Annotated in this window: 21 protein-coding genes and 1 pseudogene; 18 read left to right on the forward strand and 4 right to left on the reverse strand. The window is 61.1% G+C overall.

The window, feature by feature from the left end; all coding sequences use genetic code 11:
* The first annotated feature begins 114 nt into the window (after positions 1-114).
* From B0G73_RS06205 to dctA, 5 genes are all read left to right on the forward strand, one after another.
* Complete coding sequence (locus B0G73_RS06205) at positions 115-1428, forward strand: MFS transporter (RefSeq protein WP_258193198.1); 1314 nt, start codon at positions 115-117, stop codon at positions 1426-1428.
* Positions 1429-1749: 321 nt separating this feature from the next.
* A complete protein-coding gene (locus B0G73_RS06210) occupies positions 1750-3303 on the forward strand; it encodes a methyl-accepting chemotaxis protein (protein ID WP_106278949.1) in 1554 nt (517 codons plus the stop codon).
* Between the two features lie 137 nt (positions 3304-3440).
* A complete protein-coding gene (locus B0G73_RS06215; RefSeq protein ID WP_106278951.1) occupies positions 3441-4538 on the forward strand; it encodes a beta-propeller fold lactonase family protein in 1098 nt (365 codons plus the stop codon).
* A gap of 406 nt (positions 4539-4944) precedes the next feature.
* Positions 4945-5874 carry a LysR family transcriptional regulator gene (locus B0G73_RS06220; protein ID WP_106278953.1) on the forward strand — a complete coding sequence of 310 codons (930 nt, stop codon included), beginning with the start codon at positions 4945-4947 and terminating at the stop codon, positions 5872-5874.
* On the forward strand, positions 5871-7172 hold the full coding sequence (gene dctA / locus B0G73_RS06225) for a C4-dicarboxylate transporter DctA (RefSeq protein WP_106278955.1): 1302 nt from the start codon (positions 5871-5873) through the stop codon (positions 7170-7172). The genes B0G73_RS06220 and dctA overlap by 4 nt, the downstream gene beginning before the upstream one ends.
* Positions 7173-7187: 15 nt before the next feature.
* Here dctA and B0G73_RS06230 read toward each other — a convergent pair whose 3' ends face one another.
* Complete coding sequence (locus B0G73_RS06230) at positions 7188-7967, reverse strand: substrate-binding domain-containing protein (protein ID WP_106278957.1); 780 nt, start codon at positions 7965-7967, stop codon at positions 7188-7190.
* 45 nt (positions 7968-8012) lie between these two features.
* Positions 8013-9311, reverse strand: coding sequence for an MFS transporter (locus tag B0G73_RS06235; RefSeq protein WP_106278959.1), 1299 nt, complete (start codon positions 9309-9311; stop codon positions 8013-8015).
* Positions 9312-9591: 280 nt separating this feature from the next.
* On the opposite strand from B0G73_RS06235, the gene B0G73_RS06240 reads away from it, so the two are divergent.
* The 13 genes and pseudogenes from B0G73_RS06240 to map all read left to right on the forward strand — a co-directional run.
* Complete coding sequence (locus tag B0G73_RS06240) at positions 9592-11964, forward strand: bifunctional salicylyl-CoA 5-hydroxylase/oxidoreductase (protein ID WP_106278960.1); 2373 nt, start codon at positions 9592-9594, stop codon at positions 11962-11964.
* Positions 11961-12734, forward strand: coding sequence for an SDR family NAD(P)-dependent oxidoreductase (locus B0G73_RS06245; RefSeq protein ID WP_106278962.1), 774 nt, complete (start codon positions 11961-11963; stop codon positions 12732-12734). Before B0G73_RS06240 ends, B0G73_RS06245 begins: the two co-directional genes overlap by 4 nt.
* A complete protein-coding gene (locus B0G73_RS06250) occupies positions 12731-13291 on the forward strand; it encodes a MarR family winged helix-turn-helix transcriptional regulator (protein WP_106278964.1) in 561 nt (186 codons plus the stop codon). The genes B0G73_RS06245 and B0G73_RS06250 overlap by 4 nt, the downstream gene beginning before the upstream one ends.
* Positions 13292-13318: 27 nt before the next feature.
* Positions 13319-14170 (forward strand): enoyl-CoA hydratase family protein, encoded by an 852-nt coding sequence (locus tag B0G73_RS06255; RefSeq protein ID WP_106278966.1) that lies wholly within the window; start codon positions 13319-13321, stop codon positions 14168-14170.
* 1 nt (position 14171) lies between these two features.
* Complete coding sequence (locus B0G73_RS06260; protein ID WP_106278968.1) at positions 14172-15380, forward strand: acyl-CoA dehydrogenase family protein; 1209 nt, start codon at positions 14172-14174, stop codon at positions 15378-15380.
* Complete coding sequence (locus tag B0G73_RS06265) at positions 15377-15820, forward strand: thioesterase family protein (protein ID WP_106278970.1); 444 nt, start codon at positions 15377-15379, stop codon at positions 15818-15820. Before B0G73_RS06260 ends, B0G73_RS06265 begins: the two co-directional genes overlap by 4 nt.
* Positions 15817-16212, forward strand: a complete 396-nt coding sequence (locus tag B0G73_RS06270; RefSeq protein WP_106278972.1) for a RidA family protein — start codon at positions 15817-15819, stop codon at positions 16210-16212. The genes B0G73_RS06265 and B0G73_RS06270 overlap by 4 nt, the downstream gene beginning before the upstream one ends.
* A 79-nt stretch (positions 16213-16291) precedes the next feature.
* Positions 16292-17932, forward strand: coding sequence for an AMP-binding protein (locus B0G73_RS06275; protein WP_106279177.1), 1641 nt, complete (start codon positions 16292-16294; stop codon positions 17930-17932).
* Between the two features lie 29 nt (positions 17933-17961).
* Complete coding sequence (locus tag B0G73_RS06280) at positions 17962-19185, forward strand: dienelactone hydrolase family protein (protein WP_106278974.1); 1224 nt, start codon at positions 17962-17964, stop codon at positions 19183-19185.
* Between the two features lie 73 nt (positions 19186-19258).
* Positions 19259-19936: a glutathione S-transferase family protein gene (locus tag B0G73_RS06285; RefSeq protein WP_106278976.1), complete on the forward strand. Its 678-nt coding sequence runs from the start codon at positions 19259-19261 to the stop codon at positions 19934-19936.
* Positions 19937-20122: 186 nt separating this feature from the next.
* Complete coding sequence (locus B0G73_RS06290; RefSeq protein WP_106278978.1) at positions 20123-21631, forward strand: DHA2 family efflux MFS transporter permease subunit; 1509 nt, start codon at positions 20123-20125, stop codon at positions 21629-21631.
* Positions 21632-21716: 85 nt separating this feature from the next.
* On the forward strand, positions 21717-22550 hold the full coding sequence (locus tag B0G73_RS06295; RefSeq protein ID WP_106278980.1) for an AraC family transcriptional regulator: 834 nt from the start codon (positions 21717-21719) through the stop codon (positions 22548-22550).
* A 110-nt stretch (positions 22551-22660) separates the two neighbouring features.
* Positions 22661-23125, forward strand: a pseudogene (gene map / locus B0G73_RS06300) (type I methionyl aminopeptidase); the annotation flags it as partial.
* A gap of 38 nt (positions 23126-23163) precedes the next feature.
* On the opposite strand, the gene chrA reads toward map, so the two are convergent.
* Both chrA and B0G73_RS06310 read right to left on the reverse strand, forming a co-directional pair.
* Entirely contained in the window at positions 23164-24507 is a 1344-nt protein-coding gene (gene chrA / locus B0G73_RS06305; protein ID WP_106279178.1) for a chromate efflux transporter, read from the reverse strand.
* Positions 24508-24621: 114 nt separating this feature from the next.
* Positions 24622-25584, reverse strand: a complete 963-nt coding sequence (locus tag B0G73_RS06310; RefSeq protein WP_106278982.1) for a chromate resistance protein ChrB domain-containing protein — start codon at positions 25582-25584, stop codon at positions 24622-24624.
* Positions 25585-25786: the final 202 nt, after the last annotated feature.

Here is a 25786-nt window from a genome sequence, read left to right on the forward strand (position 1 = left end):
TCAGCCGTGAGTCGGGTACGGCACCCACTAGTGAAACGTCGGCCTCTGGAGACAAGCATCTAAACGGAGAGAAAAATGTTGAGGTAGCATCACGAGCTCAACAAGGGGAAGACGGTGATTCGGGAAATCAAGGCTCGCGTAAGCTCGATCGGCGTCCCTCTTGCCAGTCTGCTTCTCAGCGATCTGATGAGGATCCTGGCAGAAATGGTTGGCTACATCACGCTCCCTTGGTGGATCGTTTACCGGGGCGGCGCGCATGACTTGGCGATCTACAGCGTAAGCATCGCCATTACCACAATTTTTGCAATGCCACTGCTTTCGCCACTCGGCGATCGCTACGCAAAGAGACAGCAGATTGCATGGGGTATGTGCGCCCTGATGGTCGTCGCCTTCATCCTCGCGACGCTCGCCTCGCTGTCCGACTACCGACTCATGCTCATCATCTGCATAGGCATGGTCAGCGTCATAGCGAAAGCTTTCGTTGACCCGGCCAGCTCCACCATTTCGGCTGAACTTGTTCCGGCGAGTCGTTTGGCCGAAGCGCTTCGTCTTCGTAAATCGATGCAGGCAGTTGGCCGTGCCTTAGGGCCAGCATTGGCCGGTGCGACACTGGCCTTGGGCGGTATAGCTGCGACATTTTGGATGAACGGCATACTGCTCGGCGTCGCTGCTTACGTGACTTTGCATCTTCCATCTCAAACTCAGCATCGCGAGCAACATGGCGGTCTCGCCCGTTGGTGGAAAGACCTGCGCGCCGGGCTGCATGCTAAGTGGATCGTCCCGTTGGAGCGCGGCTGGACACTCGTAAATTTCCTCGTCTGGATATTCCAAGGCCCCGCAGTCGGCATGCTGATCCCGCTCAAAGTCCAATCGCTTGGGCTGTCGGGTCTGTGGCTAGGCGTTTGCGAAGCGGCCTTATCCATAGGTTTACTACTCGGAAGCTTTCGTGGTTCTGATGCACTGGTCAGTCGTTTCGGCCGATTCAACGTCCGGGTGGGGGCCGCGATGTGCGAAGGGCTGGCACTCGCTGCTTCCGGCTGGGCGCATTCACCTGTCGTTCTCGTATTGACGCTTACGTGTGTGGGTTTCGCCAATGCATCGATGGGACTCGTCGGCGCGACTCACCGCTCGTTGGCTATCCCGCAGAATTTCCGCGTGCGCATTCTCGCTGCGAGCATGATGACCACGCAGATTGCGGGCATTCTTGGTCCGATGATCGCAGGTGCGGCGCTCACGCATTGGGCGGTAGGCAAGGTCTATACATGCTTCGGTCTCGCCACCTGTCTGCTCGCTTTTGGCTTTGTCTTGATACCGCGATCGCGCGAATTCTTTGCGCTCAACCACGAGCAGGTGAAAGACTGGTTTCGTCACGAATATCCCCATGCATTCGCATCATCCGTGGTGCCCGAATCGACACAGAACACGTAGATCACGGCACGGCAACGTTCAGAAAATGCCAAGCCGCTCGGGGTTGCGTGTTGCCGATCGCCGTGGGCGAGATCTCGCGATGTATGGCGTTCGCGTGAGACAGCAGCCGGCCACGAAGGGCGGCCTTTGCCCGCAATTGCTCAATCAACTCTGCGGCGCACAAGTCATCGTACAACTAACCCCTCACCGGCGATCGAGGCCAGCGGACGACCGACGGCGCCCGGCCAAATAGTGGAACGGCCGTCGAAATGTCTATTTTTCTAAGGAAATCGGTCGATCTGCCGTAAACAAGTCATCGTACAACGATGGACTAGAAGCAGTATGCGGAACGTATCGGTTCGAAAAAGCCTCCTTGCTATCTTCGTGATTTTCGCCACGATGATTTTGTTTGGCGGGGTGCTCGGCGTCACCACGCTCAGTCGCGCGAATGCCAATCTTGCTCGCATTCATCAGATTGCGACGCAGGAAATCCTTGTCAACGACGGATACAAGGACTCCACACGCACCCGAGCCGCGCTGACACGGGCCTATTCGGCCTTGAAGGAACGCAACGACGAGGCGACACGAGACTCGGCGCTGAAAAGCGCCGGGACGACGCTGAATCGGGCGGCCACGGAAACGCAGTCGTTTCGTGATGCGGCCTCTTTTAGTGGTCAGGATGACGGGTTGAAACAACAGTTGGTCGAATCGTCGAACAATCTCGCGGCAATCCTGACGAAAGCCGTCGATGCCGTGCGTGCCGGTGATACGAACGCCTATGTCGCGATCAACGATCGCGACATTACGGCGGCCGGCGCAGCGTATTCGGTGAACGTCGAGAAATTCCAGAGCATGGCGAACACGCTGTCGAACGATGCTATTGCGCAGGCCGAGCGCGAATATCAATGGGTCGTCAGTCTGGTCGTTATCGGGGTGGCCGGCGCGCTTGCGCTGATCGTCGCCACCCATTTCGCGCTGCGGCGTATCGTGACAACGCCGCTGAAAGAGGCCGCTGACCTGCTCGATCGGATCGCGGCGAACGATCTGACGGCGCTCATCCCCGAAGCGAGCGGTAACGAGATCGGCCAGCTTTTCGCAGCGATGCAGCGGATGCAGCGCGGTTTATCGCAGACCGTGGCAAACGTGCGCAACAGTTGCGAAGCGATTTATGGTGGCGCGCGGGAGATCGCGGCGGGCAACCTCGATCTGTCGAGCCGCACCGAGCAGCAGTCTGCGGCGCTGGAACAAACCGCCGCGAGCATGGAACAGCTAACGTCGACCGTCAAACAGAACGCGGACAATGCGCAGCAGGCAAGCACACAAGCTTCGAGCGCGGCAGATGTCGCGCAGGGCGGCGGCGAAGTCGTCGAGCGCGCCATCCAGACGATGAACGCCATCAGCGAAAGCTCGCGCAGGATCGCCGAGATTACCGGGATGATCGACAGTATTGCGTTTCAGACCAATATCCTCGCGTTGAATGCAGCGGTTGAATCGGCGCGGGCGGGCGAGCAGGGACGCGGTTTCGCCGTGGTCGCAAGCGAGGTTCGCAGTCTCGCGCTACGTAGCGCGGACGCTGCCCGTGAAATCAAGGCCTTGATCGGCGCCTCGGTCGAGGACGTGGCGAACGGGAATGACCTGGTCGCGCAGGCGGGGCAGTCGATGAAGGAAATTGTCGGCGCCGTACGCAGCGTGGCCACCATCATGAATGAGATCAAAGCGGCAACGATCGAGCAGAGCACTGGCATCGAACAGGTTGGCCAGGCGGTGACGCAAATGGACCAGGTGACCCAACAGAATGCAGCGCTCGTCGAGGAGGCCGCCGCCGCCGCGAGCGCTCTCGAGCAGCAGGCGCAGTTGCTGACGGATGCTGTCTCGGCGTTTCGTCTTGCCCGTTGACAGACGGCGCGAACGATCAACGCCCGTCGCCGATCAAGCAACCGTTTCCCAGGTAAAGCCGCATCGCTGTTCGTCGTCCGACGGTGGGCGCCGGCCGCCGCTTGGCGATTTCAACCATTTGTATCCGGAGTGTGAGCATGAGCGTTAAAGGTGTTCTCGGTGTAGCGGCAATCGGGTTGGCCGCCGTGGTGTCCAGCGCCTCGCAGGCCGCAACGTACGCATACGTATCGAATGCCGATAGCAAGGATATTTCCGTTTTCAGCCTCGACAAGTCGAATGGCTCGCTGACGGCCGTGGAGACCGTGGCGGTCGGCGCAACGGTGATGCCGATGGCGTTTTCGCCCGACCATCTCCGGCTTTATGCCGGGCTGCGCTCGCAGCCGTATCGCGTGGTGAGTTTTGCGGTTAATCCGCTCGATGGCCGGCTGATCGAACTCGGCAGAGCGCCGCTCGCGGAAAGCATGGCCTATGTCTCGACGGATGCGAACGGCCGCTACCTGTTTTCCGCGTCGTACGGCGGCAACCTTCTGGCGGTGAATCGGATCGGTGCGGATGGGGTGGTCGGCGAAGTGCAGCAGATCGTCAAGACGGGCCCAATGGCTCACGCGATTCGCAACGCGCCTGACAATCGCTACGTGTTCGCGTCGGTGCTGGGCTCGGATGCCTGGCTGCGTCTAAAGTTCGACGCGGCGAACGGCCAGTTGACTGAGGACGCCGCGCCCGCGTATTCGTTGCCACCAAAATCGGGACCGCGCCACTTCATCTTTTCGCCGGATCATCGGTTCGCGTATCTGATCGATGAGCTTGACGGCAAACTGCATGTGCTCGCCTTCGATGGCACCCGCGACACAGTCAAGCCGATTCAGACGATCTCCATCCTGCCGCCTGATTTCTTGGGTGACAAACCGTGGGGAGCCGATCTCCACCTGACTCCCGACGGGCGTTTTCTGTATGCGTCGGAGCGCACATCCAGCACGCTCGCCGCGTATAAGGTGAGCATGCGCTCGGGCAAGCTGACGCGTATCGGCACGTACCAGACTGAAAAGCAGCCGCGCGGGTTCAATATCGATCCGTCTGGCGCGTACCTGCTGGCGGTCGGTCAGTTGTCGGCGAATCTAGGCGCTTATCGTATTGACCGGAAGTCCGGTGCGCTGAGCGCGATTGGACAGTATCCGGTGGGTAAGGGAGCGAACTGGGTCGAAATCGTCGAGTTTAACGGTACGAGCACCGATTGACGGTAGGTGAGAGGTCGCCGCGCAGTCCCCCGGGGTTTGACGGCGGCGCGAACCGGGGGCGGCCTGGACCTAGACCCGGGTTCGACCAGACGCCTCGTATTGCGAATAGCGGACCGGTGCCGCGTTATTAATCGACCATTTGCGGCGTGCAGATATAAGCCTGGGAGGGCACGGCCGCCATTCATGTTCGGATGACTCCAACGACCTCAGCCATTCGTCGTCCCGCTCATTCCGGCCACGAAGCGATGCCCACCTCTCGGCCCTGAATCAACGCTGACACGACGAAACCGCCCCCCGATCCCCACTCCGCCAACCCCTCGCGGTCTAACCACCAAATGTAGTCCTCGATGGGCGCTTTCACCCGCATCATGCAAAATAGCCACATCGACAATGCGGAGGATGTCTTGTGGGTGTCAACTTCGACCTGAACGATCTGCAGGCGTTTCGAGCCGTCGTGGAGTTGGGTAGCTTTCGCAAAGCAGCGGAGGCGGTCAATATTTCTCAGCCGGCGCTGAGCCGGCGCATCGAAAAGCTCGAAGCGGCGCTCGGCGTGCGGCTCTTCGAGCGGACCACCCGCAGCGTGACGCTCACCACCATAGGTCGCGTGTTCGCCCCAAGCGCCGAACAACTTCTCGACGATCTCGATGTCGCATTGCTCGGTATTCGCGACGTCTCCAGCAGCCGCCTCGGTCATGTCACCATCGCATGCGTGCCGTCGGTTGCCTACTATTTCCTGCCGAGCGTCGTTGCCGCCTATCACAGCCGCTATCCGCGGATCCGGGTCAAGTTGCTGGACTCGAGCGCCAACGAAGTGCTCGGCTCGGTCATCAGCGGCGAAGCCGATTTCGGCGTCAGCTTCATGGGCAGCCAGGAAACCGAAGTCGAGTTCAAGGTCCTGCTGCAGGAACGATTCGTCGCCGCGTGCCGTCGCGATCACCCCCTTGCCCGGAAAAAGCGGGTGACCTGGAGCGAGCTTTATGAACACGAATATGTCTCCGTGGACAAGACTTCCGGCAACCGCCTGCTGCTCGATCAGGCGTTGACCAACGTGGCGCCGGCAATGCCGAGCGTCTGCGAGACGCGCCATGTCACCACCATGCTCGGCCTGATCGAAGCGGGACTCGGTGTGGCAGCGGTGCCTTCAATGGCAATGCCCATGCGCGGCCATCCGATTTTGACCAGCGTGCCGCTCGTCGATCCGGTCGTGACGAGGCGAGTCGGCATTGTCAGACGCCGGGGGCGTCCACTCGCGCCGGCCGCGCAGCAGTTCTATCAGATGATTCTCGACACGAAACGCAGCGGCGCGGCCCGCGCGGCGAAGAAGACCTCGACATGACACTGCCAAGGCCGTTCCGGCTGCTTTACGTCCAGGTCCTCGTTGGAATGGCGCTCGGCATGACCGTCGGCCACTTCTGGCCACAGGCCGGCGCGTCGCTGAAACCGCTTAGCGATGCTTTCGTCGCGCTGGTTCGCATGATGATCACGCCAATCGTCTTCTGCACGATCGTCATCGGCATCACGTCGCTTGCGAGCGGTTCGAAAATCGGCCGGATCATCCTGAAAGCGCTCGCGCTGTTCTACGCGCTTACCGTCGTTGCGCTCGGTCTGGGCCTCGCGACCGCGTTCGCGCTGCATCCGGGTGCGGGTTTGCACATCGACGCGCATCATCTGGACACGGCATTCCTTGCGCAGTATTCAACGCGCACGCAGCCGCACGGGCTTGTCGAGTTCGCACTGCATCTGATTCCGGAGACGCTCGTCGGCGCCTTCGAGAAAGGCGAGGTTCTGCCGGTCTTGCTGCTTGCCCTTCTGTTCGGCTTCGCATTGAACGCCGGCGGAAGCCTCGGCCGGCGAGTGCAGGAATTCATCGATAGCGTCGCACACATGCTGTTCCGCATCCTCGCGCTGATCATGCGGCTTGCCCCCATCGGAGCATTCGGCGCGATGGCGTTCACGGTAGGCCGTTTCGGCATCCATTCGATCGGCTCGCTCGGCATGCTGATGTTGTCGTTCTATGCGGCGTGCCTGCTGTTCGTGGTCTGCGTGCTCGGTCCCCTCGCACGCCTGCATCGCTTCTCCCTCTGGCGTTTGCTGCGCTACATTCGCGAGGAACTCGTCATCGTGCTCGCGACGTCATCGACCGAACCGGTGCTGCCCCGCCTCATCGTCAAGCTCGAAGCGCTTGGCTGCGACAAGGGCATTGTGGGTCTCGTGCTGCCTGCCGGCTATTCCTTCAATCTCGACGGCACGGCGATCTACCTGACGCTCGCCTCGATGTTCATCGCGCAAGCGTGCGATGTGCACCTGTCGGGCGGCCAGATCGCGACGATGCTCGTGGTCATGCTGATCACATCGAAAGGCGCGGCGGGCGTGTCGGGCAGCGGGCTGGTTGCACTCGTCGCGACGCTCGCTGTCATTCCCGATCTGCCGGTGGCAGGCGTCGCGCTACTGGTCGGCATCGATCGCTTCATGTCCGAGGCGCGTGCCCTGACGAGCGTGATCAGCAACGCGTGCGCGGTGATCTTCGTATCGATGTGGGAGCGCGCCTGCGACCGAACACGTCTGCAGAACGCATTGAGTCTGGCGCACGCGCCCGAGGAAGCTTTCGATCAGCCCGCCGACCTGCCGGGCTGAATCGTTGCCGTCGTCTCAGTGCGCGGCGACGGAATCGAGCCCGGTCGATGTCACCACCGGCTGCACGGCGGGCGATGCGAGATAGTCGAGCAGCGCTTTCGCTTCCTTCGGATGCTGCGCGCCGACCGGGATGCCGGCCGCATAGCGCGTGACGGACTGCATCGACTCCGGAATCTTGCCGACATACGCCGCGCCCTTCACCGGGAGCAACTCGCTCACCTGCTGAAATCCAACTTGGTAGTCGCCGGTTGCAACCACCGACGCCACCGGAATCTTCGGGATCATCTTCGCCTTGCTCTTCACCTGTTCCTCGATGCCGAGCCGTTTGAACAACTCGCGCTCGATATAGACACCGCTCGCGCTATCCGAGTAAGCGATCGACCGCGCATGCAGCAAGGTTTCCTTGAGCGCCGCCTCTGACCCGATGTCGGGCTTCGGCGCGCCGTCGCGCACGACCATCCCGATGCGAGAATCCGCGAGCTCGACGCGTGAATCGGGGATCACCTTGCCCTGCTTGATGAGGTCGTCGAGTGCATAGCCGACCATGATCACCACGTCGGCGGGCTCGCCGCGCTGAAGCCGGTTCGGAATGGCCTCCGGCGACTTACCCATCGACGGTCCGAGCGCGGTATCGAGCGTGTTGCCCGTGGACGCCGCGAACTTCGGGCCGAGCAGCTTGTAGGCGGCGGTGAAGCCGCCGGAGCTAATCACGTGCAGTTCGGCGGCCTGCACGTTCGCTGCGGCGGCGCCGCCGAGGAGCGCTGTGGCGCAGAGTTTCAGAAGGATGGATTTCATGGTTGAATGAACGTCAGGATGAAGTTCGAGGAGCGAAGCGATGCTTCAGGAAGCCGCATGCAGCGGAGCGCGACGGCGCCGATACAGTGCGAGCGTGGCACCGAGCCCGCATACCGCGGCAAAACTCATCCAGTAGCCCGGCGCGGCTTTATCGCCGGTCATGTGAATGAGCGCGGTCGAGATAACGGGCGTGAAACCGCCGAAGACCGCCGTCGCGAGGCTGTAGGCCAACGAGAATCCGGCAACACGCACTTCGACCGGCATCACTTCGGTGAGCGCGACGACCATCGCGCCGTTGTACATGCCGTACATGAACGAGAGCCAGAGCAGCACAAGCAGCATGTTGACGAAGCTCGGCGCATGAGCCAGCAGCGATAGCGCGGGGTAGGCGGTTGCAATCGCCAGACTCGTCATTCCGAGAAGGAGCGGACGGCGTCCAGTCCGGTCCGACAGCGCGCCGCCGATCGGCAGCCAGATGAAGTTCGAGATGCCCACGCACAGCGTGACCAGCAGACTATCGGCGGTGCTCAGATGCAGGACGGTCTTGCCAAAGGTCGGCGCGTACACCGTGATCAGATAAAAGCTCGTCGTGGTCATGGCGACCAGCAGCACGCCTGCGATCACGACATTCCAGTTCTGCACGAGCGTCGTAAAGACTGCTTTCATGGTCGGGCGATGCTGGCGCTGTTTGAATTCTTGCGTTTCCTCGAGATTGCGCCGCAAGATGAAGATAAAAGGCACGATCATGCAGCCGACGAAGAACGGCACGCGCCATCCCCACGCGGCGATCGCCGCCGTGTCCAGCCAATGATTGAGCGCGAAGCCGAGCGCGGCAGCGACGACGATCGCCACTTGCTGGCTCGCCGACTGCCAACTCGTGAAGAAACCCTTGTGGCCCGGCGTCGCCATCTCTGCAAGATAGACCGATACCCCGCCCAGTTCCGCACCCGCGGAGAAGCCCTGCAGCAGACGGCCAATGAGAACCAGGGCCGGAGCGAACAATCCGATCGTCGCATAGCCGGGCACGAACGCGATCAGGATGGTGCCGCTCGCCATGATCGACAGCGTGACAATCAGGCCCTTGCGGCGGCCGACATCGTCGATATACGCGCCGAGGATGATCGCGCCGAGCGGCCGCATCAGGAAGCCTGCGCCGAACACTGCGAACGTCATCATCAGTGAGGCGAACTCGCTCCCCGCCGGGAAAAAGACCGCGGCGATCTGCGTGGCATAGAAGCCGAACAGGAAGAAATCGAACTGCTCCAGGAAGTTGCCTGCCGTCACGCGCAGCACGGCGGAAGCCTTCGATTGTCCGGAGGCCAGCGGGGGTGAGGAGGGATGCATCGAGGTGTCTCCAGAGATTTTTAACTTGCGGTGTTCGGGCGCTTTGTTGTTTGGCGAATATTCGCCCGAACCAAGAGAAACGATAAGTGCTATTTTTGGAACGATTAATGTCCGTTGGTTATCAGTGTCGGCGAATCGCTCAAGCTACGAAGCGGCGCCGGGGTGCGGGGGTTCGGCTCACCGCAGCGCCCCGCCACCTCCCCAACCATATTTAGTTGACATCTAAACTATCTAAGCCTAAATTACCCCCATCAGCAGCGTTCACACATGGGGAACAAGCATGCGCATCGTTTGCATTGGTGGCGGCCCAGCCGGTCTGTACTTCGGCCTTTTGATGAAAAGCCGGAACCCGGCCTACGATGTCACGGTCGTCGAGCGCAACCGTCCGTACGACACCTTCGGCTGGGGCGTCGTCTTCTCCGACCAGACGCTCGGCAATCTGCGCGCCGCCGACGCCCCCAGTGCCGATGCGATCCTCGACGCCTTCAATCACTGGGACGACATCGAGATCAATTTCCGCGGCCGGCAAATCCGTTCGTCGGGTCACGGCTTTTGCGGGATCGGCCGCAAACGTCTGCTGAATATCTTGCAGGCGCGCTGCGAAGAACTCGGCGTCAAGCTGGTTTTCGAAACCCAAGTCACGGACGACAGCGTCTACGAAGCCGACCTGATCATCGCCTGCGACGGCGCGAACAGCACAGTCCGTCAAAAGTACGCGGCCACCTATCGGCCCGCCATCGACATGCGCGACTGCCGCTTCGTCTGGCTCGGCACCAAAAAACTCTTCGACGCCTTCACGTTCGCCTTCGAAGAAACCGAATTCGGCTGGTTCCAGGCGCACGCTTATCGCTTCGACGATCAGACCTCCACGTTCATCGTCGAAACGCCGGAGCGCGTGTGGCGCGCCGCCGGCCTCGACGAAATGAGCAAAGAGGACAGCATCGCCTTCTGCGAAAAGCTGTTCGCGAAGTATCTGGACGGCAATGCGCTGCTATCGAACGCGGCGCATTTGCGCGGCTCGTCGCAATGGATTCGCTTCCCGCGTGTCGTCAACGACGAATGGGTGCACTGGCGCAGCAACGCTGACGGCACGCAAACGCCAGTCGTCCTCATGGGCGACGCCGCGCATACCGCGCACTTCTCGATCGGCTCGGGCACCAAGCTCGCGCTTGAAGATTCGATCGAACTCGCCAACAGCATGGGCGCGCATCCGCGTGATCTGGCCGCCGCGCTGAAGCATTACACCGAGGTGCGCAGCATCGACGTATTGCGTATTCAGAACGCGGCGCGCAATTCGACGGAATGGTTCGAGCATGTGGACCGCTATACGTCGTTCGAGCCGGAACAGTTCGCGTATTCACTGCTCACGCGCTCACAGCGCATCTCGCACGAAAATCTGCGTGAACGCGATGCACAGTATCTATCAAGCTTCGAAGACTGGCTCGCCCGGCGCTCCGGCGTGAATCGCTCGCCCGAGAAGCACTCCGTCCCGCCCATGTTCACGCCCTTCACGTTGCGCGGCGTGACGCTAAAAAACCGCGTAGTCGTTTCGCCCATGGCGCAATACTCCGCCGTTGACGGCATTGCGGGCGACTATCACCTGATGCATCTCGGCGCTCGCGCGATGGGCGGCGCTGGGCTGGTCATGACGGAAATGACCTGCGTCTCGCCCGAGGCGCGCATCACGCCCGCGTGTCCCGGCATGTATGCACCGGAGCATCTCACCGCATGGAAGCGCATCGTTGACCTCGTGCATCGTCAATCGGATGCGAAGATCGGAATCCAGCTCGGCCATTCGGGTGCGAAAGGCTCGACACGTGTCTCGTGGGAAGGCATCGATCAACCCCTCACGGAAGGCAACTGGCCGCTTGTCTCGGCGTCGCCGCAACAATATTTGCGCGGCGTCAGCCAGCAGTCGCGCGAAGCCACGCAAGACGAGCTGCGTGAAATCGAAGCGCAGTTCGTCCGCGCCACGCAAATGTCGGCGGAGGCAGGGTTCGACTGGCTCGAATTGCATTGCGCGCACGGCTATTTCCTGTCGAGCTTTCTGTCGCCGCTCACCAATCATCGCACTGACGACTACGGGGGCTCGCTGGAAAATCGTCTGCGCTATCCGTTGCAGGTTTTCAAGGCGATCCGCGCGGTCTGGCCGCAAGACAAGCCGATTTCCGTGCGCATCTCCGCTAACGATTGGGTCGAAGGCGGCACGACACCCGACGACGCAGTCAAGATCGCTGAGGCTTTCAAGGCGGCCGGCGCTGACATGATCGACGTCTCGTCGGGCCAGGTCAGCAAGGAAGAAAAGCCGGTTTTCGGCCGCATGTTCCAGACGCCGTTCGCCGACCGCGTGCGCAACGAAGCGGGTATCGCGACGATCGCGGTCGGCGCGATCTCCGAAGCGGATCACGTGAATAGCATCATCGCGGCAGGCCGCGCGGATCTGTGCGCGATTGCGCGCCCGCATCTGGCGAATCCTTCGTGGACGTTGAACGAAGCAGCCAAGATCGGCTATTTCGACGTGATGTGGCCGAAGCCCTACACCGCGGCGAAGTCTCAACTCGAACGCAACCTCGAACGCGAGCGCGCTCAAGCCGCCGCGAACGCGGGGTTGTCGCCGCAAGAACGCGCGCAACGCGCCGAAGGAACCGTGTGAACACACTCAATTCCACACTCGCGGGACAGCACGCGGTCGTGACGGGCGGCGGCAGCGGCATCGGCGCCGCCGTCGCGGAAGCGCTGCTACGCGCCGGCGCGCGCGTCACGTTGATGGGCCGCAACGCGGAACGTCTCGACGTGCAGCGCGAGAAATGCCGGACGCTGGGCGACGTCGCTTGCATTAGCGTCGACGTCACTCAGGAAGACTCCGTCGCAAGCGCTTTTGGTGAAGCCGGCGAAGTCGACATCCTCATCAACAACGCGGGCCAGGCGCAAGCCGCGCCGTTCACGCACACCGACACGGCGCTCTGGCAGCGCATGCTCGACGTGAACCTCACCGGCGTCTTCCTCGGCACGCGCGCTGTGTTGCCAGGCATGCTCGAACGCGGTCATGGACGCATCATCAATGTCGCCAGCACGGCGGGACAAATCGGCTACGCGTACGTCGCCGCCTATTGCGCCGCGAAACATGGCGTGATCGGTCTCACGCGCTCACTCGCGTTGGAAGTCGCGACGAAAGGCGTCACCGTCAACGCCGTGTGCCCCGGCTACACGGAAACGGAACTGCTGCACGCATCCCTTGAACAGATCACCAGCAAGACCTCGCGAACCGAACAGCAGGCGCGCGAAACCTTGCTTCGCTCGAATCCACAACATCGCTTCGTGAGTCCAGAACAGGTTGCTAATGCCGTCCTCTGGCTTTGCCAACCCGGCTCGGACGCCATCACGGGGCAATCCATTTCCATCTCCGGTGGAGAAGTGATGTGACCAAGCCATTCAACATCAAGAAACCGGCGACGGCGGCTGAAACGAAACCGCCGCGCAAAGGCGTCCCCAAACCCGCGGAGAACGTCGTGGACCTCGAAATGAGCACGGGCGCGGATAGCCACATGGGCCTGCGTCTGTGGCTGCGCATGCTGACCACGACCAACCTCGTGCAAGCGGAATTGCGCAAGCGTCTGCGCAACGAATTCGACACCACGTTGCCGCGTTTCGATCTGATGGCCCAATTGGAACGACATCCCGAGGGCCTGAAGATGACCGAGTTGTCGCGTCGTTTGATGGTGACGGGCGGCAACATTACCGGCATTACGGATCAGCTCGAAAAAGAAGGCCTGGTGTCGCGCGACAACGATCCGAACGATCGACGCTCGATCAGCGTGTGCCTAACGCCCGCCGGACGTAAAGCGTTCGACAAGATGGCGATCGCACACGAGCAATGGGTAGTCGAACTGTTCGGCGGTTTGAGCCTCGATGAAAAATCGCGCACTCATCAGCGCCTGGGCAAACTCAAGCAACATCTGCTCGACAGTCTGAAAGACTGATCGGCATCGAACCGTGGAGAGAGACTCATGACACGATCCAACGCCGACGCCCTGCTGGCCGGCAATCGCCTCACGCTAGCCGGCTACGAAGCGCGGCACTTCGGCTGGCAGGTCGCCGACAAGGTCGCGACAATCACGCTGAATCGCCCCGAGCGCAAGAACCCGCTGACTTTCGAGTCGTACGCGGAGTTGCGCGATCTGTTCCGGCAATTGACGTATGCGACCGACGTTAAAGCTGTCGTGATTCACGGCGCGGGCGACAACTTCTGCTCCGGCGGCGACGTGCACGACATCATTGCGCCGCTGATCGATCTGCCGATGCCTGAACTGCTGCTCTTCACGCGCATGACCGGCGATCTGGTGAAAGCCATGCGCCATTGCCCGCAGCCGGTAATTGCCGCGGTCGACGGCGTCTGCGCCGGTGCCGGCGCGATTCTCGCCATGTCGTCCGACATGCGGCTCGGCACCGCGCGCAGCAAGCTCGCTTTCCTGTTCTCGCGCGTCGGTCTCGCCGGTTGCGATATGGGCGCCTGCGCGATTCTGCCGCGCATCATCGGCCAGGGACGCGCCGCCGAACTGCTCTTCACCGGACGCTCGGCAAGCGGCGAAGAAGGCCACGCGTGGGGCTTCTACAACCGACTATGCGAACCCGCCGCGCTACTTGAAGAAGCGCACAAGCTCGCCGCCGATCTCGTCGCCGGCCCGACTTTCGCGCACGGCATCACCAAGAAGATGCTGCATCAGGAATGGAGCATGAGTATCGACGAAGCGATCGAATCGGAAGCGCAAGCCCAGGCCATCTGCATGAGCACTCGTGATTTTGAGCGCGCTTACAGTGCGTTTGCCGCGAAATCGCGTCCGGTGTTCGAAGGAGATTGAGTTGAGCGCCAACACCGAACTGGATCTGCATAGCGCGCTGGCGTGGCCGTTCTTCGAGCCGCGTCATCGCGAGCTGGCCGCCGGTATCGAAGCTTGGTGCCGCGAGAAGCTGAAGCACGAAGACCACAAGGATGTCGATGCAACCTGTCGTCACCTGGTGCGTGAACTCGGCGCGGCGGGTTGGCTGAAATATGGCGTGGGCGGCGTCGCATACGGCGGCCACGGTGACACGATCGACACGCGCGCCGTTTGCCTGCTTCGCGAAACGCTGGCCAAACACTCGGGACTCGCGGACTTCGCTTTGGCCATGCAAGGACTCGGTTCGGGCGCGATCTCGCTCGGCGGCACGCATGAACAAAAGACCCGCTATCTGCCTCGCGTCGCCAATGGCACGGCGCTCGCAGCGTTCGCGCTGTCCGAACCCGAAGCCGGATCCGATGTCGCCGCCATGGCGCTCTCCGCCCGCGAAGACGGCGACGCCTACGTGCTCGACGGCGACAAGACGTGGATCTCCAACGGCGGCATCGCCGATTTCTACGTGGTATTCGCGAGAACCGGTGAAGCGCCGGGCGCGCGCGGCATCAGCGCATTCATTGTCGACGCGGATACGCCGGGACTCGAGATCGCGGAACGCATCGACGTGATCGCGCCACATCCGCTCGCACGTTTGCACTTTGCCGGCGCGCGCGTGCCGCGCAGCCAGATGCTCGGCGTGCCCGGAGAAGGTTTCAAGCTCGCCATGCGCACGCTGGATATTTTCCGCACGTCCGTGGCAGCCGCGTCGCTCGGATTCGCGCGTCATGCGATGGCCGAAGGTATCTCGCGCGCTGCGTCGCGCAAGATGTTCGGCCAGACGCTCGGCGATTTTCAACTGACGCAGGCGAAACTCGCGCAGATGGCGTTGACCATCGACAGCAGCGCGTTGCTGGTCTATCGCGCTGCGTGGCTGCGTGATCAAGGCGAAAGCGTCACGCGCGAAGCCGCGATGGCAAAGTGGCACGCAAGCGAAGGCGCGCAACAGGTGATCGACGCTGCCGTGCAACTCCACGGCGGCATGGGCGTGCAAAGCGGCACGGCCGTCGAGATGCTGTATCGCGAGATTCGCGCGCTGCGCATTTACGAAGGCGCGACCGAAGTGCAGCAACTGATTATCGGACGCGATCTGTTGAAAGCGCACGCTGCCGCGACTGCCGGAGACAACGCCAAATGAGCGCGTCTTTCGAACGGCCCGTGCGCATTCGCTTCTCGCACTGCGATCCGGCGGGCATCGTGTTCTTCCCGCAATATCTGGTGATGACCAACGCGCTGGTCGAAGACTGGTTCAACGAAGGCCTGCATATCGACTACGCGCACATGATCTCGCAACGCCGCCTCGGTTTGCCGATCGTCAAACTCGATTGCGAGTTTTCACGGCCGAGCCAGATGGGCGAAACCATCAGGCTGACCCTCAACGTTACAGCGATCGGGCGGCGTTCGATCAGCGTCGATATTGTCGGCCATTGCAACGGCGAAACGCGTTTCCGCGCGAAACAGGTGCTCGTCACGACGTCGCTTGAACGCGGCACCTCCATCGACATTCCCGCCGACATCGCGAGCGCCCTCGCGACGTTCGCCCCACAGCCCGACTCCACTGAGGCGCATCGCTCATGAAAAAAGCTCTTCTCCCCGCCGGCTGGGTCAAGCCGCGTGGTTATGCTAACGGCGTCGCGGCAATCGGCACGCAGGTGTTCATTGCCGGTCAGATCGGCTGGGACGAACAGGCGCGTTTCCAGACCACCGACTTCGCCGCGCAAGCCATCCAGGCGCTCAAGAATGTGCTCGCCGTTTTGCATGAAGCGGGCGGCAAGCCTGAGCATCTGGTGCGATTGACATGGTACGTCACCGACAAACGCGAATATCTCGCGTCGCTGAAAGACATCGGCCGTGCGTTTCGCGAGTTGATCGGCGACTACGACATTGCGATGAGCGCGGTTCAAGTGGTCGCGCTTATCGAAGATGAAGCGAAAGTCGAGATCGAAGGGACCGCCGTGGTCCCCCAGTAACCGAGCGGCAGAGCACACGAAAAGAAACCACCAAGCCAACCGAAGCGCATCTAGCCGGCTCAACGCCCGGGAGACCATGATGGAACTGTCAGCACACGTCGATACCTTCGCGCGCGACAATCTTCCGCCGCAGGATCAATGGCCCGTCTTTCTGCTCGACAACCCGGACGTTGCGTACCCGGCGCGCTTGAACTGCGCCACGGAGTTGCTCGAAAGAACCATCGATGCAGGTCACCGCGATGATCCGGCAATCTGGTCCGATGTCGACGGGACACCGCGCGCTACCACTTACGGCGAACTGCTGGCGCTCGTGAATCGCAGCGCGCACGTGCTGGTCGACGAAATGGGACTGCAGCCCGGCAATCGCGTCTTACTGCGCGGCCCGAACACGCTGCATATGGCCGTGACCGCACTCGCCGCGCTGAAGGTTGGGCTCGTCGTGGTGCCGACCATGCCGCTTCTGCGCGCCAAGGAGTTGAAGCAGATCATCGAGAAAGCGCACGTCGGCGCGGCGTTGTGCGACGCGCGCCTGACCGCCGAACTCGCACGTTGCAGCGATCCAGAAGACGAGTTCTACTGCGCGGGCCTGAAGCAAACGCGCCTCTTTCACGACGACGCCGCTGATTCCCTCGATACGCTCGCGATCAACAAGCCCGACCACTTCACCGCGTGCGACACCGCCGCCGACGACGTCTGCCTGATCGCCTTCACCAGCGGCACGACCGGCGCGCCGAAAGGCTGCATGCACTTTCATCGCGATGTCGTGGCAATGTGCGATCTGTTTCCGCGCCACGTGCTCAAGCCCACGTCGAACGATATCTTTTGCGGCACGCCGCCACTCGCGTTTACGTTCGGACTTGGCGGCTTGCTGTGTTTTCCGTTGCGAGTGGGCGCGTCCACAGTGCTGATCGAGAAGCTCACGCCCGAGACTTTGCTGCAGACCGTCGAGCGTTTTCATGCGACCGTCATGTTCACTGCGCCGACGTTCTATCGGCAGATGGCGCCGCTGGTTGCGCTCCACGATGTCTCCTCGTTGAAGAAAACCGTGTCGGCGGGTGAGGCGTTGCCGGATTCAACGCGGCGTTTATGGCGCGACGCGACCGGCATCGACATGATCGACGGTATTGGCGGCACCGAGTTGATCCACATTTTCATTTCGGCTCAGGGCGACGAGATTCGCCCGAACGCCATCGGTCGTGCGGTGCCGGGTTACGCCGTGCAAGCGGTGGATGACGACATGCAGCCGGTCGCGCCGGGCACAATCGGCAAACTGGCGGTGCGCGGCCCGACCGGCTGCCGCTATCTCGCCGACGAGCGGCAAAAGAAGTTCGTGCGCGACGGCTGGAACTTGCCGGGCGATTCCGTCTATCTCGACGAAGACGGTTACGTGTTCTACCAGGCGCGCGCCGACGATATGATCGTCTCCGCCGGCTACAACATCTCCGGGCCCGAAGTGGAGAGTGTCCTGTTGCAACACGACGCGGTGTCCGAATGCGGCGTGATCGGCGTGCCGGACGAAACCCGCGGGCAGATCGTCAAGGCATTCGTCGTGGTGAATCCCGGTTACGAGCGCGACGACAAACTGGTCGCGCAACTGCAGGATTTCGTGAAAAATAGTGTGGCGCCGTATAAATATCCACGCGTCATCGTTTTCGTCGATTCATTGCCGCGCACCGAAACCGGCAAGCTCAAACGTTTCGAGTTGCGTACCATGGCATAGCTCAAATTACCTGCATGGAGACACACCGCATGGCCGCCTCTTTCATGGAAGTCGTCGCCCAGGATGGCGGCCGTTTCAATGCCTACGTCGCGCGTCCCGCGCAAGGGTCGGGCCCGGGACTCGTGCTCCTGCAGGAAATTTTCGGCATCAACGACACCATGAAGGCGATGGCCGACCGCTTCGCTGAAGAAGGTTATGTGGTGCTGGTGCCCGATCTGTTCTGGCGGATCAAACCGGGCATCGTGCTCGGTTATGGCGACGCCGACATGAACCAGGCGCTCGACTATCTCGGCCAATTCGACACGGATCTGGCCATCGACGATATCGCCGCCACCGTCGCCGCCTTGCGCGCCATGCCTGAACAGGCCGGCAAAGTCGGCACGGTGGGCTACTGCCTCGGCGGCAAGCTCGCATTCCTGAGTGCGGCGCGCACCGATGTCGATTGCGCGGTCAGCTACTACGGCGTCGGCCTCGAAGCGCATCTGGATGAAGTGCCGGCCATTCGCTGCCCGATGGTGTTTCACTTCCCTGAACACGACTCGCACTGTCCGGCGGAAACCCGCGAGCGGATCAGCGCCGCATTGCGCACGCGGCCGCAAATCGAGCAATACGTGTATCCGGGCTGCGATCACGCGTTCGCCGCGCCGTCGCGCCCGCAATACGACAAGCCCGCCGCGATGATGGCGTATTCGCGCACGCTAGCTCTTCTGCGCAAGGTGCTCGGCCCGGTCTACGATCTCAACGCGCTGTGGGAAGCGCATTGCTATTACGAGTTCGCCACGCGCGACGTGGATGCCGTCATGCCGACCATGGTCGCGCAACCCTACGTCAATCACGTTCCGACCATGACCGGCGGCGTGGGTCACGACAATCTGAAGCGTTTCTATACGCATCACTTCGTCAATTCGAATCCCGTCGATACGAAGCTGATTCCGATTTCACGCACCATCGGCGCGGATCGCATCGTCGATGAATTCATTTTTAGCTGCACGCATAGCTGCGAAATCGACTGGTTGCTGCCCGGCGTTGCGCCGACCGGTAAGTATTTCGAGGTACCCATGCTCGCCGTCGTTTGTTTCCGAGGCGACAAGCTCTATAACGAGCACATCTATTGGGATCAGGCTTCCGTGCTGGTGCAGGTGGGCCTGCTGAACCCCGAGGGACTGCCCGTGGCCGGCATCGAGAGCGCGCGCAAGCTGCTCGACGAAACGCTGCCGTCGAATCAGTTGATGGGCGGCAAATCACGCGTGTGACGTGCGACTAGAGGCCCGCCTCTGCGCAACATCCTTATGATGTGACACTCAACTCGCCACCGTCACTCGACCCATGCTGATCGTCCATCATCTGAACAACTCCCGCTCACAGCGTGTGCTGTGGCTGCTCGAAGAACTCGGCGTGCCGTACGAAATCAAGCGCTACCAGCGCGATCCGAAAACGATGCTCGCGCCGCCCGAGTTGCGCGCGGTGCATCCGCTCGGCAAATCGCCGGTGATTACCGACGACGGCCAGACGATCGCCGAATCGGGCGCCATCATCGAATATCTGATCGACAAATACGGGCAGGGACGATTCGCGCCGGCGCCGGGCACACCGGAGCGGCTACGCTACACGTACTGGCTGCATTACGCTGAAGGTTCGGCAATGCCGCCGCTGTTGCTCAAGCTCGTGGCGCTGCGGATTGCCAGCGCGCCGATGCCGTTTTTCGCGAAGCCGATCGCGCGCAAGATCGCCCGCACGCTGCAATCGAGTTTCATCGATCCGCAGTTGAAGCTGCACCTCGGTTATATCGATCAGAAGTTGAGCAAGACCGGCTGGTTCGTCGGCAACGACTTCACGGCGGCGGACGTGCAGATGAGTTTCCCGCTCGAAGCCGGCACGGCGCGCGGCGGCATGGAAGGCCAGATTCCGGCAGTGGTCGATTTCCTCAAGCGCATTCATGCGCGGCCGGCGTATCAGCGTGCACTGGAGCGCGGCGGCAAGTACGAATTGCTCGGCGGCGATTGAGGTTCGCGCCGACCTGGAACTCGTAGTTGTGGGCCGAAAATGACGGGTGCTAGACTGGCAAATCGCATTGTCGTCAACGACTTGCCAAAAAGGCTGGTCTGGACTGCGCCGGGTCTTCTGGCGTGGCACCTGTGTCAGCCCCGGCATGTTCGGCATCCAATCGACCATGCCTAAGGAGTCGCCCGCATGACCCATTCCATCCACGGTAACAAGCGCTGGCTCGCACTGGTCGTGCTGTGCCTCGGCGTGCTCATGATCGTGCTCGATACGACGATCGTGAACGTCGCGCTTCCGTCCATCGCTGCGGATCTTGGGTTTACCGAGACGTCGCTCGTGTGGGTGGTGAATGCGTACATGCTGACGTTCGGTGGTTGCCTGCTGCTAGGCGGCCGGCTCGGCGACCTGTATGGGCATCGCAAGCTGTTTCTCATCGGCATTACGTTGTTTACGCTGGCATCGCTTGCTTGCGGGATTTCCAATTCGCAAGGACTGCTGGTGTGCGCGCGTGCGGTTCAAGGTGTAGCGGGCGCCATCGTTTCTGCGGTCTCGCTGTCGCTCATCATGAATCTGTTCACCGAACCCGGCGAACGCGCGAAAGCCATGGGGGTGTATGGGTTCGTGTGTGCGGGCGGCGGCAGTATCGGCGTGTTGCTCGGTGGGTTGCTTACCAATTTGCTGAGCTGGCACTGGATCTTTCTCGTCAATCTGCCCATTGGTGTCGCCGTGTACGCACTCTGTGTCGCGCTGTTGCCGTCCGCGCGCGGTCATGCGCACGGCGAGCGGCTCGATGTGGCCGGCGCGGTGTCCGTCACCGTTTCGCTGATGCTCGCTGTCTACGCTGTTGTGAACGGCAATGAAGCTGGCTGGACTTCGGCACAGACGCTCGGCTTGCTGTTTGCCGCGGTGGCACTGCTTATTGTGTTTCTCGTGATCGAATCGCGTGTGCAGCATCCGTTGATGCCGCTCGCTTTGTTTCGCTTGCGCAATGTGGCGACGGCGAATGTAGTCGGCGTGTTGTGGGCTGCTGCGATGTTTGCCTGGTTCTTTATCTCCGCGCTGTATTTGCAGCGTGTGCTCGGGTATCGGCCGTTGCAGGTCGGGCTTGCGTTCCTGCCGGCTAATCTGATCATGGGGTTCTTTTCGCTCGGGCTGTCGGCGCGGGTGGTGATGCGCTTCGGGCTGCGTGTTCCGCTGGCCGTGGGGCTGCTGGTCGCGGCTTGCGGTCTTGCGTTGTTCGCCCGCGCGCCAGTTGGCGGCAGTTTTGTGCTCGATGTCATGCCGGGGATGATTCTGCTCGGCTTCGGCGCGGGGATTGCGTTTAATCCGATGCTGCTCGCGGCTATGAGCGATGTTGATCCTGGCGATTCGGGGCTCGCGTCGGGTATCGTCAATACGTCGTTCATGATGGGTGGCGCGCTCGGGCTTGCGGTGCTGGCGAGTCTGGCCGCGGCGCGGAGTGAGGCGATGCAGGCGTCATCTGGCAATGCCGTGGCGGCGCTGAATAGCGGGTATCACGTCGCGTTTTTGTCTGGGGCGATTTTTGCGGCGGTGGCGGGGATTCTAGGTGGCTTGTTGTTGCGGACGGGGCACGCGGGCGGTGCGGGTGCTCACGAAGACGCTCACGGTCACCACGCGACGGCAGCGGACGAACATTCCACCGCCACGGGCAACAAAGCCGCGACCGAAAACTACTAAAACGCGTTTCCGCAAAACCGCAATCCCGATCAAACACCCCGCATCGGCGCTCGCTATGCTGGTTCCATGCTGACATGAGAGCCATATGAACCCGGTTGGAAAAGCGCTGTGGTTTATCGAAAGCCACTTTGCCCACGAGTTGACGCTCGACGACATCGCTAACTGCGGATGCGTGTCGCGTTTTCACCTGGCGCGCGCCTTCGAAGCGGCCACGGGGTTTTCGGTGATGCGCTACGTGCGCGGGCGTCGCTTGAGCGAAGCGGCGCGTCGGCTGGCGAGCGGCGCACCGGATATTCTCGCGGTCGCCATCGACGCCGGCTACGGTTCTCACGAGGCATTCACGCGTGCGTTTCGCGATCAATTCGGGCTCACGCCCGACGCGCTGCGCGCGCGTGGCCATCTCGACAATCTCGCCCTCGTGGAGCCGATCAAAATGGACGAAACCCTGCTTACCCATCTCGAACCGCCGCGCTTTGAAGACGGCAAAGCGTTTCTCGTCGCGGGCCTGAGCGAGCGTTACACCAGCGAAACCTGTGCCGCGATTCCGTCGCAGTGGCAGCGTTTTGGCGACTACTTCGGCAAAGTGCCTGGGCAAGTCGGCAATGTGGCGTATGGCGTTTGCTATAACGCCGACGACAGCGGCAACATCGATTATCTGTGCGGCGTCGAAGTCAGCGACTTTTCCGCATTACCTGCCGATCTGAGTCGCTTGCGCATTTCGCCGCAGCGGTATGCGGTGTTCAGCCATCGCGAGCATGTTTCGACTATCCGGCGCACCTGGAATACGATCTGGAACCAGTGGCTGCCGGCATCGGGACATATTCCTGCCGATGCGCCGAATTTTGAGCGCTACGACGAGAAGTTCGATCCCGTCAGCGGGATGGGCGGGCTTGAGATCTGGCTGCCGTTAAAGAACTGAGGAACCCGCCCGCTCGTCCCGGCGGTGCAGATGCATGTGGCGGGTGGGTCGTCGGTAAGCGCGCTATCGGCTGAAGGATGAGCGCGATGCGACCGATGTGTCCGCTCATATACATCGCGGATTCCAGTAAGACATATCTTGTGGGAGAGGTGTCTCCACTGGCAAAACGGCTCGTGCAAGTGACCTACGAAGCGATGTGGAAAGGGATCAAGGCCGTTCGCCCCGGCGCCAGACTTGGCGATGTGGGTCATGCTATCGAGCGGCACGCTCGCAGAAATGGCTATTCGGTCGTTCGGGAATATTGCGGACATGGCATCGGGCGTGAAATGCACGAGGAACCGCAAGTGCTGCATTGGGGAAAGCCGCAGACGGGTTTGTTGTTGCAGGAAGGCATGGTGTTCACCATCGAACCCATGATCAACCAGGGGCGACGTTCTGTTCGAACCGAAGAAGACGGCTGGACCGTGGTCACGCGCGATGGGCAACTGTCGGCGCAGTTTGAACATACCGTGGCCGTGACCCAAAATGGCGTCCAGGTCTTAACGCTAGGATCTGAAGAAAGGGTGCCCAACTGATAGCTTGACGGTCGTGCGCCGCATTGGGCTCGCGTTCCTTAAAACAGAAACAAGCGCAACGCGAGACCCACAAGGCCGCACGTCAAAATGACTGATATCACACCGACCTTGAATCGAAACAAGGCGACGCCCGCGCTCAAGCCGATCACCAGCGACGGCCAGTCGAAGCCGCCATGCAGCCCATGCGGCCATAGCACGTGAAGGGCAAAGAACACGGCGAGGTTCACGATCACACCAACTACAGCTGCGGTTATGCCGGTTAGCGGCGCTGTGAATTTTAGATTGCCGTGAGTCGTCTCGATGAATGGGCCGCCGAGCAGAATGAACAAGAAGGATGGAAGGAAAGTAAAGAACGTCACGACGACAGAGGCGACGATTGCTGACGCGAGTGCGGCGTCTGGTCCGAACACGACCTTGGTCCAACCGCCGACGAATCCCACAAAGGAGACGACCATGATGAGCGGTCCCGGCGTCGTCTCGCCCAGGGCGAGGCCATCTATCATCTGAAGACTGGTCAGCCAGTGATAGTTGTCGACCGCGCCCTGGTAGACGTAAGGAAGAACGGCATATGCGCCGCCGAACGTCAGCAACGCAGCTTTAGTGAAAAACCACGCCATTTGCGTGAACGTTCCGGTCCAGCCATACAAGGCGGTTAGCGTGCCGATGACGACGAGCCAGATAAGAACGAAGACGGCAAACACGACAACAAACCGCTTCCACGTGAAGAGCGCGTGTCTGGGCGTGGGTGTGTCGTCGTCGAGGATTGCGCGGCCAAAGGCGGTGTCACCGGCTTTGTGGCCTCCGCCAACAGCGAACCTGGTCGGGGCATATTTACCGCCAAAGTAACCGATGATGCCCGCGACCAGGACGATCACGGGAAAGGGCAAATTCAATACGAAAATGGCGAGGAACGCGGCCGCTGCAATTGCCCATAACCAGGCGTTCTTCAAGGCGCGAGAGCCAATGCGGTAAGCCGCGAACACGACAATGGCGGTAACAGCCGGCTTGATGCCGTATAACACACCAGCCACGGCAGGCACGCTGCCGAATGCCGTGTAGATCCATGAAAGCGCTATCAGGATAAAGAGGGACGGCAATACGAAGAGACCCCCGGCAATGACGCCGCCCCATGTCCGGTGCATCAACCAACCGATGTACGTGGCGAGTTGCTGTGCCTCCGGGCCAGGTAAAATCATGCAGTAGTTCAAAGCATGCAAAAACCGCTTTTCGGAAATCCAGCGTTTCCGCTCGACTAGGTCCTGATGCATGATGGCAATCTGCCCAGCAGGTCCGCCAAAACTGATGAAACCAAGGCGAAGCCAATACCAGAACGCCTGCCGGAAGCTGACTGACTCGGGCGGCGCCTCTCGAGTAGTAGCCATGTCATCCTCATGCTCTAACTGACTGTGTTTCATTTTTGGCTTCGCCTCGACTTGTTGACTGCGGCGTGCGACTGGATTGAATAGAGCAATGGCGTTGTCGGGACGACCGCTACGTTATCTGGCCGTACTCTTTTCAGATGCGGCGAAATGTGCGAGCAAAGAGTCCAGCACATGACCCATTTCGCTAACGAGGTCGTCATCACCCAGGCCGCGTTCTCGTGCACCTGTCATGACTGCCTCGAAGCCGGCGGCCTCCGGTACGACGAGGCCACCGATATCGAGCGCATGAACCATGTTCGCGAGTCCCGTCATCCCAGGCTCGCTGTCGACGCCAAAACTGGCAGCGAGCACTTCAAAGGTCACGCGGCCATCGATGTGCGAGAAGCTCGCGCCATCGAAGTCGAACCCCACAGCGTCCTCAGGACACTCGCCCGGGGAAGCAAGCCACAGGAACCGCGCGTTGCTATCAACAAAACGTTTGATGAGCCACGCGCTGGCCACCCGATCAACCCAAAGATGTTGACGGGTAGCCCAAACGCGCCCCTGAAACTTGTCATGATCCAAGGGGCGAATGGCCCCTTCGCCCTGGTGTGGCTCACCTGGAGACAACACGGCTTCCGCAGCTTCGAGAAAGTCGTGGCAGGCGGACTGCGCTCGAACCAATGAGTCGTTCGGGAAGAAGTCAACTGCGGCAATCGCTTCAAATTCCTTACGTATCTTGCGCACGAGCCTGGAAGCCTCGGCGAGGCTGATGCTGGCAAGCGTTTTCCGGGCATCCTCCACGGACCGCTGAAAATTCGCGTAGTCGTCTGCGCGGTCGAATAGGGTCCGAAATTGCTGTTCCTGGGACGCATCGCGGCTTGTAAACCACATCAAATAGGCGGCCCCGCCCGCCTGTCGGATGCCGTCACACATTTCAGCCATCCCCGCCTCGCCCGACACAGGGAGCAGATACGCGCCATCGCGCAGCACCGCACAGCCTTTTGCCTTCAGCGCGCGCCAGTACCGCATGCGCGCCGTCGCACTGTCCGTCGGCAGCGACAGCACGAGCAGCAGCCAGTCGGTGAATTCATTCATGTAACGTAATCTACATGTTTGTTGATTTCGATACAAATATATTTTTATTCTGTTTTAATAGGATCTGGCGCTCGGTCGTGGCGCCTTCGGAATCGGCCGACAGCTTGTCTTTCGAGCCGAGTCCGAGTGACGGCCAAACGTGCGCGGGAGCATTTCTCCAGTTACGCTACTGGCCATTTTTGCCGTCAGGGGGTGCGGTAAA

It is taken from the genome of Paraburkholderia sp. BL25I1N1 (assembly GCF_003002025.1).
Taxonomy (GTDB): Bacteria; Pseudomonadota; Gammaproteobacteria; order Burkholderiales; family Burkholderiaceae; genus Paraburkholderia.

Coding starts and splice junctions, on each gene's coding strand:
- B0G73_RS06210 (WP_106278949.1), top strand. CDS start 1,750: ATGCGGAACGTATCGGTTCGAAAAAGCCTCCTTGCTATCTTCGTGATT.
- B0G73_RS06215 (WP_106278951.1), top strand. CDS start 3,441: ATGAGCGTTAAAGGTGTTCTCGGTGTAGCGGCAATCGGGTTGGCCGCC.
- dctA (WP_106278955.1), top strand. CDS start 5,871: ATGACACTGCCAAGGCCGTTCCGGCTGCTTTACGTCCAGGTCCTCGTT.
- B0G73_RS06230 (WP_106278957.1), bottom strand. CDS start 7,967: ATGAAATCCATCCTTCTGAAACTCTGCGCCACAGCGCTCCTCGGCGGC.
- B0G73_RS06235 (WP_106278959.1), bottom strand. CDS start 9,311: ATGCATCCCTCCTCACCCCCGCTGGCCTCCGGACAATCGAAGGCTTCC.
- B0G73_RS06240 (WP_106278960.1), top strand. CDS start 9,592: ATGCGCATCGTTTGCATTGGTGGCGGCCCAGCCGGTCTGTACTTCGGC.
- B0G73_RS06255 (WP_106278966.1), top strand. CDS start 13,319: ATGACACGATCCAACGCCGACGCCCTGCTGGCCGGCAATCGCCTCACG.
- B0G73_RS06265 (WP_106278970.1), top strand. CDS start 15,377: ATGAGCGCGTCTTTCGAACGGCCCGTGCGCATTCGCTTCTCGCACTGC.
- B0G73_RS06270 (WP_106278972.1), top strand. CDS start 15,817: ATGAAAAAAGCTCTTCTCCCCGCCGGCTGGGTCAAGCCGCGTGGTTAT.
- B0G73_RS06275 (WP_106279177.1), top strand. CDS start 16,292: ATGGAACTGTCAGCACACGTCGATACCTTCGCGCGCGACAATCTTCCG.
- B0G73_RS06280 (WP_106278974.1), top strand. CDS start 17,962: ATGGCCGCCTCTTTCATGGAAGTCGTCGCCCAGGATGGCGGCCGTTTC.
- B0G73_RS06285 (WP_106278976.1), top strand. CDS start 19,259: ATGCTGATCGTCCATCATCTGAACAACTCCCGCTCACAGCGTGTGCTG.
- B0G73_RS06290 (WP_106278978.1), top strand. CDS start 20,123: ATGACCCATTCCATCCACGGTAACAAGCGCTGGCTCGCACTGGTCGTG.
- B0G73_RS06295 (WP_106278980.1), top strand. CDS start 21,717: ATGAACCCGGTTGGAAAAGCGCTGTGGTTTATCGAAAGCCACTTTGCC.
- chrA (WP_106279178.1), bottom strand. CDS start 24,507: ATGGCTACTACTCGAGAGGCGCCGCCCGAGTCAGTCAGCTTCCGGCAG.
- B0G73_RS06310 (WP_106278982.1), bottom strand. CDS start 25,584: ATGAATGAATTCACCGACTGGCTGCTGCTCGTGCTGTCGCTGCCGACG.